General features: G+C 36.8%; 15 protein-coding genes. 4 read left to right on the forward strand and 11 right to left on the reverse strand.

Annotated features, from left to right (window positions below; all coding sequences use genetic code 11):
* Positions 1–33: 33 nt before the first annotated feature.
* From NMG86_RS08815 to fraC, 6 genes are all read right to left on the reverse strand, one after another.
* Positions 34–1542: a methyl-accepting chemotaxis protein gene (locus NMG86_RS08815; RefSeq protein WP_043937154.1), complete on the reverse strand. Its 1509-nt coding sequence runs from the start codon at positions 1540–1542 to the stop codon at positions 34–36.
* A 136-nt stretch (positions 1543–1678) separates the two neighbouring features.
* Positions 1679–2101, reverse strand: a complete 423-nt coding sequence (locus tag NMG86_RS08820; RefSeq protein WP_043937152.1) for a cupin domain-containing protein — start codon at positions 2099–2101, stop codon at positions 1679–1681.
* Positions 2102–2155: 54 nt separating this feature from the next.
* Entirely contained in the window at positions 2156–2986 is an 831-nt protein-coding gene (gene larE / locus NMG86_RS08825) for an ATP-dependent sacrificial sulfur transferase LarE (RefSeq protein ID WP_026787282.1), read from the reverse strand.
* Positions 2987–3020: 34 nt separating this feature from the next.
* Positions 3021–3794, reverse strand: a complete 774-nt coding sequence (locus NMG86_RS08830) for an ABC transporter permease (RefSeq protein WP_026787281.1) — start codon at positions 3792–3794, stop codon at positions 3021–3023.
* A 54-nt stretch (positions 3795–3848) separates the two neighbouring features.
* Entirely contained in the window at positions 3849–4430 is a 582-nt protein-coding gene (locus NMG86_RS08835) for a DUF5357 family protein (protein WP_026797470.1), read from the reverse strand.
* 1 nt (position 4431) lies between these two features.
* Positions 4432–4938: a filament integrity protein FraC gene (gene fraC / locus NMG86_RS08840; protein WP_141293971.1), complete on the reverse strand. Its 507-nt coding sequence runs from the start codon at positions 4936–4938 to the stop codon at positions 4432–4434.
* 248 nt (positions 4939–5186) lie between these two features.
* Between fraC and NMG86_RS08845 the strand changes: the two genes are divergently transcribed.
* A complete protein-coding gene (locus NMG86_RS08845; protein ID WP_026787278.1) occupies positions 5187–5420 on the forward strand; it encodes a hypothetical protein in 234 nt (77 codons plus the stop codon).
* Positions 5421–5466: 46 nt separating this feature from the next.
* Here NMG86_RS08845 and NMG86_RS08850 read toward each other — a convergent pair whose 3' ends face one another.
* Both NMG86_RS08850 and NMG86_RS08855 read right to left on the reverse strand, forming a co-directional pair.
* Positions 5467–7269 carry a two-component system response regulator gene (locus NMG86_RS08850; RefSeq protein WP_026797471.1) on the reverse strand — a complete coding sequence of 601 codons (1803 nt, stop codon included), beginning with the start codon at positions 7267–7269 and terminating at the stop codon, positions 5467–5469.
* Positions 7270–7326: 57 nt separating this feature from the next.
* Entirely contained in the window at positions 7327–8211 is an 885-nt protein-coding gene (locus NMG86_RS08855) for a fructosamine kinase family protein (RefSeq protein WP_026797472.1), read from the reverse strand.
* Positions 8212–8342: 131 nt separating this feature from the next.
* On the opposite strand from NMG86_RS08855, the gene msrA reads away from it, so the two are divergent.
* From msrA to NMG86_RS08870, 3 genes are all read left to right on the forward strand, one after another.
* Entirely contained in the window at positions 8343–8981 is a 639-nt protein-coding gene (gene msrA, locus NMG86_RS08860; protein ID WP_026793597.1) for a peptide-methionine (S)-S-oxide reductase MsrA, read from the forward strand.
* A gap of 69 nt (positions 8982–9050) precedes the next feature.
* Positions 9051–9452 (forward strand): hypothetical protein, encoded by a 402-nt coding sequence (locus NMG86_RS08865; protein ID WP_026787274.1) that lies wholly within the window; start codon positions 9051–9053, stop codon positions 9450–9452.
* Positions 9445–9870, forward strand: a complete 426-nt coding sequence (locus tag NMG86_RS08870) for an HNH endonuclease (RefSeq protein WP_026787273.1) — start codon at positions 9445–9447, stop codon at positions 9868–9870. Before NMG86_RS08865 ends, NMG86_RS08870 begins: the two co-directional genes overlap by 8 nt.
* A gap of 68 nt (positions 9871–9938) precedes the next feature.
* Here NMG86_RS08870 and NMG86_RS08875 read toward each other — a convergent pair whose 3' ends face one another.
* From NMG86_RS08875 to NMG86_RS08885, 3 genes are all read right to left on the reverse strand, one after another.
* Positions 9939–11735, reverse strand: coding sequence for a caspase family protein (locus NMG86_RS08875; RefSeq protein ID WP_026797473.1), 1797 nt, complete (start codon positions 11733–11735; stop codon positions 9939–9941).
* Between the two features lie 149 nt (positions 11736–11884).
* Positions 11885–12844, reverse strand: a complete 960-nt coding sequence (locus NMG86_RS08880) for a DNA-methyltransferase (protein WP_052347362.1) — start codon at positions 12842–12844, stop codon at positions 11885–11887.
* Between the two features lie 109 nt (positions 12845–12953).
* Positions 12954–13793, reverse strand: a complete 840-nt coding sequence (locus tag NMG86_RS08885; RefSeq protein WP_158442146.1) for a DEAD/DEAH box helicase family protein — start codon at positions 13791–13793, stop codon at positions 12954–12956.
* Positions 13794–13807: the final 14 nt, after the last annotated feature.

Here is a 13807-nt window from a genome sequence, read left to right on the forward strand (position 1 = left end):
AGACGCGCCATGGCACGTCTCTACATTAACTGATTATTTTGATGTTTCTTGGACAATATCTTTCAAATCAAAAGCAGCATCACTGAGTTTTTTAATTCCGAGCTTAATTTGACCCATACCCTGACTACTATCCTGAGCATTTTTATTCAGATTATTCATCGCTACCACAACTTGTTGAATGGCTACAGCCTGTTGTTTAGAATTTAATGAAATTTGCTGAGAACTCTGAACAATGTTACTCAGTTCTGAGGACATATTATTAAAAGCAGAAGCGGTTTTTTGGGCTAAATCCAAAGTATTTTCCACACTTTTAATTCCAGCTTCAGTGACGACTCCAGTTAAATTATTAGATTGTTTAATTCCCATCACTAAGTTATTAATTTGATGGGCAGATTTTTGGCTTTCATCGGCTAATTTTCTAATCTCTGAAGCCACGACCGAAAACCCTTTTCCATATTCTCCGGCTCTGACAGCTTCTACGGCGGCATTGAGGGCTAACATATTAGTTTGGTTAGCTAAATCACCCACCAATTGAGAGATATTCCCAATTTGATTAGTTTGTTCACTCAGACGTAAAATTTGTTCAGCAATTGCTTCAACTTTTTCTTTCATTTGGTTCATTTCTACCAAAGTTTGCTTAACTAATTCATTGCCATTTTCTGCTAGGTTTAAAACCTGTCTGGCTCCTACAGTTGAAGTTTCCGCCTGTTCGCTGGCTTGTTTTGCCGAAAATTCTAATTCATCCATAGTGCGGGTGGTTTCATTCACCGAACTTGCTTGACTACTGGTAATTTTTTCCTGTTGGTCAACGGCAATATTAATTTCTAAGGAAGAATTATCAATGGCGTCAATGGCTTGAGTAATTTTACGACTGACTAAGGAAGAAATTAACCAAGCAATAATAAAAGCAGTTAACGCTGAAATAATGGAACCAAAAACTAATAGGTTGATTGCATTTTGCAGGGTATTTCTAGCTTGAGTATTTTCTGCATTGAGTCTTTTTATTTCTGTGGCGTTAAATTCAGAATTAAGAGTTAAAAAATCTGAAAGAAGTTTACTACCTATACCAGCTTTAAAAAGCTCTACACCTTCTTTTCTCTTTCCATTTTCTAACAAACTAGCTAACTTATTGTGATGTTGATTATAGTTTTTTGCAATTTCATTCATTTGTTCAAATCGTTTTCTTTGTTCGTCAATAGTAATCGTATTATCCACATTATTACTGGCTTCTTGGAAACCCTGCCAACTTTGTTGATATAACTCTAAAAATTTCGATTCTTCAGAAATAAGATAACCCCGACTATTGGCGACCATATTACTCCCAGACAACGCCATTGTATCCGTTTCAATAATATTTTTTTGGACATTTTCTACCTGATTAAATGCCTCAAATACCTTATTCGCATTGCTATAAACAATATAGGTAGAACCCGCAAACATAAAAACGGGAATTGCATAACCAAAAAGCATCTGAGTTCTAAGTTTAAATTGACTCAATAAACGCTTTTTATCTCCGAAGTTTTTGTCAAAACTATTAGCCATGTTTTTAACTCCTAATCTATAATGATTTTTAGAATAATTTGATTGACTATAGATTACTATATTTTTATGATTAGCAACCTAAATTTTATGGGTCTTGAAAAATATCCTATTTTAGAAAGATTCAATCGGAAAATAATCAATTTTCTCGACTTAAAATGTTTAAATCTTCTTCATCCAGTTCTATTCGTGTACCACTGCGAATTAACTCTACAAAATTTTCATTGGGAACCATAATACAAAGAACATACAAGCGAGTTGAGCCAGTATTTTTAATAATATGTGTTCCGGTAGGAGGAACTAAAATACTGTCTCCCGCTCTAATTTTAACTGTTTTTCCATCACAACTTGCCACTCCTTCTCCTTTAATTACAAAAAACATTTCTACGGCGAGTTGATGACGGTTAGGAGGCGTTTTTCCCTGAATATCAAAAATTTCTATACAAACCGTTAAAGAGGCATTAGCCGCATCAGGATCAAAAACAATGGCTAATCGATTAGTGTCTTGAGGACTAATCCGATAAGCTGGATAGTCTTTAGGAGATTTGACAATCGGAATCATACAATGCTCTATCATTTTACCTCTTTTATCGGGTTCATAATTAGGGTTTAGGGTTCAGGGTATTGAGGTGCTAATTAATTCCGAAGGTAAGACTTGATTAAGTTTTCCGCTTCGATATCCCTCCAAATCTAAAGTAACATAAATAAACCCAAATTCTTGGAAGGTTTTCACTAATTTAGGCAGTTCAATAATTAATACAAAGTCTTTAATTTCTTCTGGAGATAATTCGATGCGGGCCGTATCTCCTTCTGAACGAACTCGTAGATTTTTCCAGCCTAATTTTTTTAAATACACTTCGGCTCTACCAACCCGTTGTAATTTAGAAATTGTGATTTCTTCTCCATAGGGAAATCTGGAACTTAAACAGGGTTGAGCGGGTTTATCCCAAGCTTTTAAACCGAGATATTTAGAAATTTCTCGGACTTCAGTTTTGCTAATCCCTAATTCCGCTAAAGGTGAACGGACTCCCCGTTCTTTTGCTGCTTTAATTCCTGGGCGATAGTCGCGTAAATCATCGCTATTCACTCCATCAATAATATAGGGATAACCCCAGGTTTGAGCCAGGGGTTTTAGAGTATCATGGAGTTCACTTTTGCAAAAATAGCAACGATTAACTGGGTTTGATGTATAATTAGAATTAGCCATTTCTTGGGTTTGAATTTCTTGGTGTTGAATCCCAATTTCGGCGGCTTGAATTCGAGCATCTTCTAAGTCTTCGGGTAATAGGGAGGGAGAAACGGCGGTTACGGCTAAAGATTGATCTCCTAATACATCATAGGCAATTTTAGCGACTAGGGTACTATCTATTCCTCCAGAATAAGCGATTAATGCCCGTTCCATTTCTTGAAATAGGGCTTGGAGTTGTTGTAATTTTTCTGTGATGATCATAGTGTAGATGAAACCTATTTTTATAATTTAACTAAAATTCTCTCTGCCAAAAAACTGCAATGGACAGGGATAATATAAGAACCATATAAATGATAGCATAAATCCCATTAGTTATTAACACTGAAGATGGGGGTAAGTAACCATAAACAGCCTCATTTTTCAAATCCAATCTTGCTAAATCGGGTAAGATCATATAGGTGACTTTCATCATTTGTTCTAAGGTGGGGTTTTCGCTAATTTTTCCTAATGCGAGTAAGTCACGACTGAGACTTCCCATTGCATAAACACCTAGGGTTAATAAACTCGCGAGGAGGGAACTGGTAAATACTCCTAATAAAATACCGACCGCCGCCACTAAAGATAATTGTAGCCACATAAATATAAAAGCAATACTTAGGGAGGTGAAGGGGTAGGGAATTTTATTGAAACTGAGAATGCCAAAAAATAGCAGGGTCATCACCAAGATTAAAACTGCAATAAAAGCCGAGATACCAAAATGTTTTCCGATAATTAATTCCGCCGGACTGACGGGTTTAGAAACCAGGAGATAAACGGTTTTTTTGTCAATTTCTTTGTTAATCAGATTAGCACTCACAAAAACTGTAATCAGTAAGCCCAATAAGCTAATCATGGCGATGCCAAAATCTAGGGTTATTTTGTTTTCTAACCCGGCGGAAACTTCAGGAAGTAAACGAATAGAACCCATCAAAAACACAGCAAAAATGCCAATAATATAGAGAATGCGGTCACGAACGACTTCTAAGAAAACGTTACTGGCAATAGTAAAAATTCGGCTGAAATTCATCTTGATTTCCAGATTATTATTGTGATCAGGTTTGACATAAAATAAGCAATATCCTTATTCCTGTTTCATTCCCAGAAATAAATAGGATTGAAACTCTGGGTTGATTTTAGCAGAATCCGGCTGCAAAGTCTCTGGTGTAGGAAGAATATCTGGAACTTTTCTTACCCAATTTTCCACGCGCAAAGAAAATTCTATCCAACAGTAAATATTAATGTGAATTAGGAAAACAATAATAAACCCCATACGAACTAAAGGCGGGGGAGAATGAATTTTAAATTTATCTTTAATAAATTCCAGAATAAAGATTAAACAAGCTGCGATGATTGGCCAAGATTTTAAGGCAAAATTAGGTTGATTTATTTCTGTATTTTGATATATGATTAGACATAGTAAGAATGAAGTAATCCAAGGACTTAAAGAAATATTTCCCATTATAAATGGAGGTTTATTCGTTCGGATACTAATAGCAACAGTTAGCATTAATAAACTCAGAAATACCAAACCATTTCTAGTATATTCATTGTTAATTACAAAAAAAGATGCCATCCAAATAGCAATACCAATCAATATAAACGTTCTCCAGTCTAAGGGATGAGAGGGTTTAATTATATTTAAAAAATTAATTAGTTTTTTCATTTTATTTTAAAATTAATAATGTAAATGCTAACCCTAAAAACAGAGAATAACTGAAAGTATGTGCTAGTAATATTACTCTAAAATCCTTATATTTTTCTGACATTTGAATCTGGTCTTCTGAATTTCCTGAAAATACTTTACTAAAATTAGTAAAGTCTGTGCTTGATAAAAACCGTAGGGTTTCAAAGCCTATCCATTTAATTAATAGTAAGAAAGTAAAATTAAAAACCGTTAATAAAAAAATAACGAAGGAGGTTGTATCAAGCTGTTCTACCAATAAATAATTAATTAATTGTGTTCGAGCTTTCAATGGTAATATTGCTTCTGCATTTACAACAATCATCCATTCACAGGCACTTGCTAATAAATTGAGAGCCATGGTATATTGTACACTCAATTTTGGGGAGATATTGAAACTTTTTTTGAAAATCCAGGCTTCAATAGTAATAGACATTAAAAGCCGAATAATTCTTAATAAAATAACTCTTAATATAGTCCTGACTGGCATATATAGTAGGGAGATTAGGTAAGAGGCAAGAGACAAAAAGCAATAGGGATGAAAACCAGATTATATTTTTAAGCATACTCTGATTTTAACGGATTAGAAACCATTTGAGGATCACCAAGCCCCTAAGCTAATTTTAATCACGGGGGATTTCCCTGTTCCGTTCCCTGTGCTATCTGAATATCCATTTGAGTTTCAATTTTTTGTGCTACAATTCACCCTAAAATCAACAGTTAACTGATAACTGATATATGAATCATCCCATTCCCACAAGCCCCCAAGAAATGATGGCTCTGCGACAACAACCTGTTACTGATGATTTAGTCGTAACGGCGTTGGCAGGAGTCGTAAAAATTGCGCGTTCTCGTCAACAATCTTTAGAAGATCTTAAGGCTGAGGTTTTAGCCGATGATAGTCTACTCAATCGAGAACAGCGAGTCTGGTTAAGTGAATTAGTCACCCATGCTTGGCAATCTTTACCCTAGGAAAAAATTTAGGATTTTTAGAAAAATAGAGCATAGGAATTGATTATTACCATTGAGGATGGGAGAAAAGTAGAGTTTCTGCGGCTTCTACATCCAAAGGTTGAGCGAATAGATAACCCTGAGCTAATTCGCAACCTAAAAGCCTCAGAAGGGATAATTGTTCTGGTGTCTCAATGCCCTCAGCTACAACACTCATTCCTAAATGATGGGCGAGATTGAGAATGGCTTGAACCACTTCTAAATTTTTTCCAATCAAATCTAAGTTACTAATAAAAGAGCGGTCAATTTTAATAATATCTAAAGGAAATCGGTGTAAATAACTTAAGGAAGAATATCCCGTCCCAAAGTCATCTAAACTTAACTGAATGTTGCGCTTTTTGAGTTGTTCAAATAGCTGTGATGCTAATTCAGAATTATCCATAATGGCACTTTCTGTAATTTCTAATTTTAGATTTTTGCTATCTAATTTTAAATTCTCAAGAACTTGATCAATTTGTTCAATTAAATTGGGTTGAGAGAACTGTTTAACAGATAAATTAACACTCATCGTAACATCAAAAACTTCCCCTCGTTGGGCTGATTTTTCTTGCCATTGTTTCAGTTGACGACAGGAGTTTTCTAACACCCAAAATCCCAAGGGAACAATTAAACCGGTGGCTTCAGCAATAGGAATAAAATGATCTGGTGGAACTAAGCCCCGTTGGGGATGTCTCCAACGAACTAAGGCTTCAAAACTACTAATTATTCCCGTTGATAAACAAACAATTGGTTGATAGTAAACAATAAATTCTTGACGTTCAATCGCACGTCGGAGGTCATTTTCTAACTGTAAACGAGTTAAAGCACGGGTGTGCATCTCTCGATTGAACACCTGATAACGGGCTTTTCCTAGAGTTTTAGCCTGATACATTGCCGTATCTGCATCCCTGAGCAAATATTCTGGCTGTTCGTAATCAGAATTTCCTAAAACAATCCCAATACTGGTATTAATAAAAACTTCATGTTCATGGAGTAAAAAAGGTTTAGTTAAAGCCTGTTGAATTGTTTCCGCTAATTGGGTAGCTTCATCAACGGATTCAATCTTTTCTAACAGGACAGTGAATTCATCCCCTTCAAATCGAGCCAAGGTATAATTAGGATTAATACAATTGCTTAATCTTCTCGCCACCGCCTTTAAAAGTTGATCTCCAGCTAAATGTCCCAAAGAATCATTAACAACTTTAAAATCATCACAATCGAGAAATAATACCGCAAATTGAGAGCTAGAACAGGTGTGGGTATAAGCCAAAACTGTCATCAATTGTTCCATAAAAAACACTCGATTCGGTAAACCCGTAAGTGCGTCATGGGATGCCATGTATAATAATCGTAAATTAGCTAGTTCTAGTTCCTCAGTGCGTTCTTTAGCCCGTTGTTCCAGTTCGGTATTGAATTTTTTAATTTGTAATTTTGCCTCTTGTAAATTTAATTGATTTTTGATTCTAACTAAAACTTCTCGAATTTCAAAAGGTTTAGTAATATAGTCTAAACCGCCCACTTCAAAGGCTTGAATTTTATCAAAAACTTCATTTGATGCACTTAAAAAAATTACAGGAATATCTCGGGTGCGTTCGGAAGATTTTAACTTTTTGCAAACATCATATCCACTCATTTGAGGCATCCGAATATCTAATAAAATTAAATCCGGTGGGTCAGAAATCGCCACCATAATCGCAGATGAACCATTAATAACACAGCGAACATTATACCCCTGTTCTGTTAACATCGCTGACAAAAGATATAAATTATCGGGTGTATCATCAACAATCAAAATACTGTTGAGTGAGTGATTTGGTTGAGCGTCATTCATCAGAAAAGACTATAAATACAAGAAAAGATAGGTGGTAAGTGCTGGTTGAGTTAAGGTTTAGCGCAAAATTTCTTCAATCATCTGATTAGCTTGTCTACCATAGCTCCCTCCAAATAAGTTAAAATGATTTAGGATATGGTAAAGATTATAAATCATTTTACGACGCGCATAACCAGAATTTATCGGAAAAATCGTCTGATAACCTTGATAAAAACGGGGAGGAAACCCGCCAAATAATTCCGTCATAGCTAAATCAACTTCTCGATCTCCAAAATAAATAGCCGGATCAAAAATTACTGGTTCTCCTGCTGAAGAAATCGCCGCATTTCCTCCCCATAAATCTCCATGAACTAAGGAAGGTTTAGGAGTATAATTAGCTAATAACTCTGGGATTTTTTTTAGTAATTTTTCTTCCTGTTCAAAATAGCCTCCTCGCTGTTTAGCTAGTTTCAATTGATAGCCAATTCTATGTTCTTGCCAAAATTCTACCCAATTATTTGTCCAGGTATTGATTTGAGGTGTAGAACCAATTGTATTATTAATTTCCCAGCCAAAGTTTTCAAACCCAGGATAATTTTGTTCTGGTGTCCAGTCATGGAGTAAAGCTAAGTTTTTTCCCATTTCTTCCCAGGCTGAAGGATCATTTTTTCCATCTAAATTCAGCCATTCTAAGACTAAATAAGCGGAATTTCCCAACCCTCCCCAACAAATGACTTGAGGAACTCGAATAGTCTGGGTTTTCCCAATTTGTTGAACCCCTAAAGCCTCAGCTTCAAACATTCCCACTTGACTAATTTTATTCAGTTTAATAAAATAGTGACGGGAACCTTGGCTAATTTGATATCCTTGATTGATACATCCTCCACCGACGCCATGGCGATCGCAAATTTTAAACGGTTCTCCCGTAGCCTGTGTAATTTCTTCAGCAATTTCATCCCACATCATATCTGAGTTTTTTATTCTTCTAACTGATTATATCAAATTTTAAAAACTCAATTATAATTATTATATTTCAGCAAAAATCCCGATAAAAACGCTAAAATTAAGATATAGCAATCCTAAATAACTCAATTATGCACATTTTTGGACTGGGTAAAAAACTAAAAATGCCTTCAGCTTCCGACGCCTTACCCGGACGGAAACAAGCCATATCCGTACCCGACAAACACTATGTCAATGGTAATCCCCTGAAACCCCCCTTTCCCCCAGGATTAGAAATGGTGGTGTTTGGGATGGGTTGTTTTTGGGGTGCAGAACGTCGATTTTGGCAGCAAGAAGGCGTGTTTAGCACCTCCGTGGGCTACAGTGCCGGATTTACTCCCAACCCCACCTATGAAGAAGTTTGTAGCGGGCTAACGGGACATAATGAAGTCGTGTTAGTGGTTTATGATCCAAAAGTCATCAGTTATGAACAATTGCTAAAAGTCTTTTGGGAAAGCCATAATCCGACTCAGGGAATGCGCCAGGGTAACGATGCTGGGACACAATACCGTTCAGGAATTTATGTTTATTCCGAGCAACAACGGGAATTAGCAGAAGCCTCACGGGACATCTATCAAATCGCCCTGAAAAAAGGAGGTTATGAAACCATAACCACAGAAATTCTGCCCGCACCAGAATTTTATTATGCCGAAAGTTATCATCAACAATACTTAGCCAAAAACCCCAATGGCTACTGCGGTTTAGGGGGAACAAAAATCAGTTATCAGTAATCAATTAGTTATCAGTTATCAGTTATCATCAAGATATCCAGAAATCTAAAATAAAAGTGTTGTAAGATCATGCCCACTGTCAAAATTGAAGCCCAAATATCAGCCTTAGATTTACTCCAAGCTGTTCAGCAATTAAATCAAGCTGAATTAGAGCAATTTATTGAGCAAATCCTACAAGTTAAAGCTCAAAGAATTGCTCCTAGTCTATCAATAAATGAGTCTGAATTATTGATCAAAATTAATCAAGATTTACCTCAAGAATTACGACATATATATCAAACTTTGATGGAGAAACGCAATCAAGAAATTTTAACAGAATCAGAGTATCAGCAACTTTTAGAATTAACTGAGCAAGTAGAAAAATATCAAGCTCAACGCTTAGAATATTTAACTAAATTAGCTCAAATGCGTAAACTCTCTCTCACCAATTTAATTACACAAATGGGGCTTCAACCAATTAATAATGACTGATAACAAACTCACCTCTCAACTTAAACAAGAAGTTAGATTAAGAGCAAAAAGTTGCTGTGAGTATTGCCATTCTCAAGAAAAATTTGCTACCCATAGTTTTTCTGTTGAGCATATTCAACCTTTAAGTAAAGGTGGCGACAGTAATCTTGATAATTTAGCCTTATCCTGTCAAGGATGTAACAACTATAAATACAACAAAACTGAAGGGAAAGATCCCATTACTCAATCAATGGTTTCTCTTTATCATCCTCGACAACAAAATTGGCAAGAACATTTGAGTTGGAATCAAGATTATACTCTAATTATTGGTTTAACTCCCATAGGAAGGGCTACTGTTGAAGTTTTACGCTTAAATCGAGAAGGTTTAGTTAATCTACGATGTATTCTCTATATAATGGGGGAACATCCTCCTTTATGAAAATGAATTTTTTTCAATTTAACTGATAACTGATGACTGATGACTGATAACTGATGACTGATAACTGATTACTTATTCGTTTTCCAGTCAGCGATCGCTTTCTGAGCCGCATCATAGGCCGATGTATTTTCGGGAACTAACTTAGCCGCTTCAATAGCATTAACATATTGCTTTTTCTTAGCACGGGATTGAGCAATTTCCCAGATTTGATTTCCCCATTGATTGATTAATTTTTCCGCCTCCAAATATCCAGGCTGATCCGCCGGAATTTTTTGGACAAGACCGATGGCATCACTATAGGATGAAGCTTGACCGGGCTTAATTAAAGCCTTAGCCTGGCTCAAAATTCCTTGATTATTTTTCAGGATGCTTAACTGAGCCTCCCACTCCTCAAGTTGTTTTTGTCCCTGTTGATAAATCTCAGGATTAGCGTCAGGGAGCAACTTGAGCGCATCAACGGCTGCTGGTAAATTTTGACTCAGGGCGCGTCCTTGGGCAATCACCAAGATCGTTTTACTCCATTGTTCAATATCCCCTTGGGCTTCCTTGTACTGGGGATCGCTCGCCGGAATTTGTCGAATGATGGCGATCGCTTTACTAAAATCAGAAGCGGAAGCATCTTTTAATAGGAGTTTCGATTCATCTAACAATTGAACCGGACTTGCAGGAGTTGGAGTCGGGGGTGTGGTTTCCGGTTTTGTGGTCGCGGGCAGTGGTTTGGGAGTTTTAACCACCGTTGAAGTCTCAACAGAAGACTTAGCGGTTTTTTGACCTAAAAATATTGGTTTATTGGTCAGAAACACACCCAGTAACAGTACCAGCGCCGTTGCGCCACTCCAAAGAATTAACCGTTGTAAAAATGAACTTTCTGTCATAGTGTCCTCTGTTGAACTTGCAGGCGGTTGGGAGTTCATCTGAACTACAGAAGCTGGAGAATTTGGGGGTAAATTCCCAGGTTCGACGGGTTCACCTGTCGCAGAACCCCGATCTCCATTTCCTTGATCAGAGGATAGGGATAATTTCAGGGGATCTTCCGATATCGGAGCAGTCCCATTTTGATGAGATTCTACAGTTGCCATATTTATTTCTCTAATACCGTTGGAAAGATTAATAGCCACCTGACGAATTTCAGGTAAAAGTACCTGCTGGAGTTTAGAGGCTGGATAAACTGCAAATACGGGGTTTTGTCGGGGTCTTAAATGTTGTTCCGTCACTTCCGGTAAACGTTTCTCCAGTCCATGAATTAATCGGTCTAAGGTTGAAAACTGTCCGGCTTTCAACCCTTCCAATAATACCGAAGTAAAGAATCCTTGGCGCAAAGCCGAAGTTTCCCGGGACAACTGTTCGGGCTGACAGGATAAAATCGTCGGAATTTTTAATTTTCGGGCGATTTCAGCCGTTTGAGTTCCCACACTTTCCCCCGCGTGTGCCCCCTGAGCGCGGTTAATATCCAGCAACACCAAAATTTTATCGGTTGCCGCGGCTTTAAAATAGTCAAATAACTCTTGAATCGGAATTCCCGTTGTTTCTAACTGAGTCGGGTTCCCATCAATCGGCAATAGATAATCCCGCCCATCCTTGGCAAACCCATGACCACTAAAGAAAAACCAGAGGACATCCTCCGGGCCGAGTTGCTCTTTACAGAAAGACTCCACCCAATCTACAATATTTTCCCTGTTGGGATAGGTGGACATCCTCGACATTTGGGGGGACTTATCGGTGATCAATAAACTCTGATCGCGAGGAAACCCGGCAACATCAACCAAATATTCATAAATAGCCTCTGCATCCTTTTGGGCATAATTCAAGGGTTGCAGATATTGATATTGATTAATGCCAATGGCAATACAAATATAGCGTTTCATCCCTTATGCCCCATAAATTTCTATTTTAGTCATACTCAACTTAAAACCCCATCATACATCATTACAGCAATATCTATCGCAGTGTGCAAAGAAATTAGGACATCAACAAGATCGTTAAATTCGCTCCTGAAAAATGACTTTCCATGAAGCTACCTATTTCCCGTTATTTTGCCAAACACTGGATGGGACTCAAATTCAATTTCAGTTAATAAATTAAAGGGGACAAAATCAGAAAAAATATCGGGTTTTATTTTGGCAATATGCTGATCTAAATAGCCATTCAAATCAGTAGAAATATCATTTGCTATACTATGTCTTCCTTCTTCTATACACACTCTGGTTGTCACTCCTGAACCCGCAAAAAAATCAAGCACAACGGAACCAGGGTAAGACATCGCCCGGACAATTCTTCTAATTACTTCCGTTGGTTTTTGGGTGGGATGTCCTACTCTTTGCAGGGAATTACCATTCAATCTTCCAATCTCCCAAACATTCGTCGGATTTTTTCCTTTCTCAACACTCTCAGGCTTTAATCTTTTATCTTTCAAGTAAAGGGTTTTAGTCTCTTGATCAAAAGGTATACGAACTGCATCTAAGTCAAAAACATATTTTTTTGTCTTCGCAAACCAAGCTATTTCCTCATGGCGATTGGCAAAGAATCTATGGGCACTCATTCCATTTTTATAATACCAAATAATCACGTTGACTAATCGCATTTTGCTATGACGGCGCATATACATCATAATTTCCAGTAAATCACCACTTCCGGCTTCAGTTTGATATTGAAACCCACCAAATATAACAATATTTCCTGTCTCAGATAGGACTCTCTCGCTCTCTATCAACCATTCAGATGCCCACTTAATATAATTATCAAAATTATCCCATTCAGCAAGATTTATATTATAAGGAGGATCACAAACAATCAGTTGAACCGAGTTTGAGGGAATCTTTTTAAGCAGTTTAAGACAATCAAGATTCATAACAGCATGAACGGTTTCTTGATATTTTTTAATTTCAATTTCAAGTTCAGAAGTGTGAACCCCGTTACGTTTTCGCAGGGCATTCATTCCAATAAGTCGTGTATTTCTGTGAGATCGGTTAGCCATGTTTTTTCTATAGTTGAATGTACTCTGTTTCTGTTAAGTGGTAGTTATTTGTTAGGAAATCTGCTCCAAATAATTCTCGTAAAATACTAACATCATCACTATAGCAAGTCTAAATCATTTGTACAAAAGCATCATATTTTTCTAAGTTGGGAGGATTGAACAAATTAAACTTAAAGAAAAGCTGGAATAACTTTTTAGCTATTGAGAAGTTTCGACACCGATAATAAAACCGTCTAATAAAATTTTTCACTTGTAACCAGATCGCTTCTACTGGATTTTCTTTCGGGCCATAAGGTGCAAATAAACAACAAGTTATCAACCAATCTTTCTCTTCGATTAGATGCCTTTCTAACTCGGAGATGTTTCGTCTTTCTAAGGGAATTAGCCACTGTTCAATTTCTTCAAGTTGTGAGGGTGTTAAATAGCTTTTTGAACTTCGATCTGGTGTAGCAGTCATTCCAAGCATAAATCTTGGTTTGAAATAGGAAAAAATTTCTCTGTAAGAAGGTGTTTGACCATGATAAACTTCATCAATAACAATATAGTCAAACTCATCATGTCTATACTTGGTTAACTCGGTAGTTTGACGAAGAGTATCTTTAGATGCAAATAAAATATCACAATTTAACTCGTTCTCTCTTGACTCTCCAGTGAGTATCCCAATTGTTGCCTGATTCCAGACCTTTTTATATGCAGAGATACTCTGTTTTAGGATATCTAATCTATGAACAATAAAAAGCACTTTTCCTCGAAATATTCTAGCATCTAAAGCCGATAATATAGTTTTACCTGTACTTTTAGGTAAGATCACAACGCCTTTGTTCCAACCTTTTGATCTGTAGAATTCTAATGCTTTGAGTGCATTTATTTGAAGAGGGTTAGGCTCAACTAACTCTTCTCCAAGAAGATTAGGAGCATAATTAGAAAAGAAGTTTCTTAAAGACTGCATTACTACTGGTCGCC

Origin of the sequence: Planktothrix rubescens CCAP 1459/22 (genome assembly GCA_904830895.1) — a bacterium.
GTDB lineage: Bacteria > Cyanobacteriota > Cyanobacteriia > Cyanobacteriales > Microcoleaceae > Planktothrix > Planktothrix agardhii.

Bases quoted from the DNA above. Each gene is read 5' to 3' on its own strand.
- NMG86_RS08880 (WP_052347362.1), bottom strand. From the start codon at position 12,844: ATGGCTAACCGATCTCACAGAAATACACGACTTATTGGAATGAATGCC.
- NMG86_RS08820 (WP_043937152.1), bottom strand. From the start codon at position 2,101: ATGATTCCGATTGTCAAATCTCCTAAAGACTATCCAGCTTATCGGATT.
- NMG86_RS08835 (WP_026797470.1), bottom strand. From the start codon at position 4,430: ATGAAAAAACTAATTAATTTTTTAAATATAATTAAACCCTCTCATCCC.
- NMG86_RS08870 (WP_026787273.1), top strand. From the start codon at position 9,445: ATGACTGATAACAAACTCACCTCTCAACTTAAACAAGAAGTTAGATTA.
- NMG86_RS08885 (WP_158442146.1), bottom strand. From the start codon at position 13,793: ATGCAGTCTTTAAGAAACTTCTTTTCTAATTATGCTCCTAATCTTCTT.
- fraC (WP_141293971.1), bottom strand. From the start codon at position 4,938: ATGCCAGTCAGGACTATATTAAGAGTTATTTTATTAAGAATTATTCGG.
- NMG86_RS08865 (WP_026787274.1), top strand. From the start codon at position 9,051: ATGCCCACTGTCAAAATTGAAGCCCAAATATCAGCCTTAGATTTACTC.
- NMG86_RS08875 (WP_026797473.1), bottom strand. From the start codon at position 11,735: ATGAAACGCTATATTTGTATTGCCATTGGCATTAATCAATATCAATAT.
- NMG86_RS08850 (WP_026797471.1), bottom strand. From the start codon at position 7,269: ATGAATGACGCTCAACCAAATCACTCACTCAACAGTATTTTGATTGTT.
- NMG86_RS08855 (WP_026797472.1), bottom strand. From the start codon at position 8,211: ATGTGGGATGAAATTGCTGAAGAAATTACACAGGCTACGGGAGAACCG.
- NMG86_RS08815 (WP_043937154.1), bottom strand. From the start codon at position 1,542: ATGGCTAATAGTTTTGACAAAAACTTCGGAGATAAAAAGCGTTTATTG.
- NMG86_RS08830 (WP_026787281.1), bottom strand. From the start codon at position 3,794: ATGAATTTCAGCCGAATTTTTACTATTGCCAGTAACGTTTTCTTAGAA.
- NMG86_RS08845 (WP_026787278.1), top strand. From the start codon at position 5,187: ATGAATCATCCCATTCCCACAAGCCCCCAAGAAATGATGGCTCTGCGA.
- msrA (WP_026793597.1), top strand. From the start codon at position 8,343: ATGCACATTTTTGGACTGGGTAAAAAACTAAAAATGCCTTCAGCTTCC.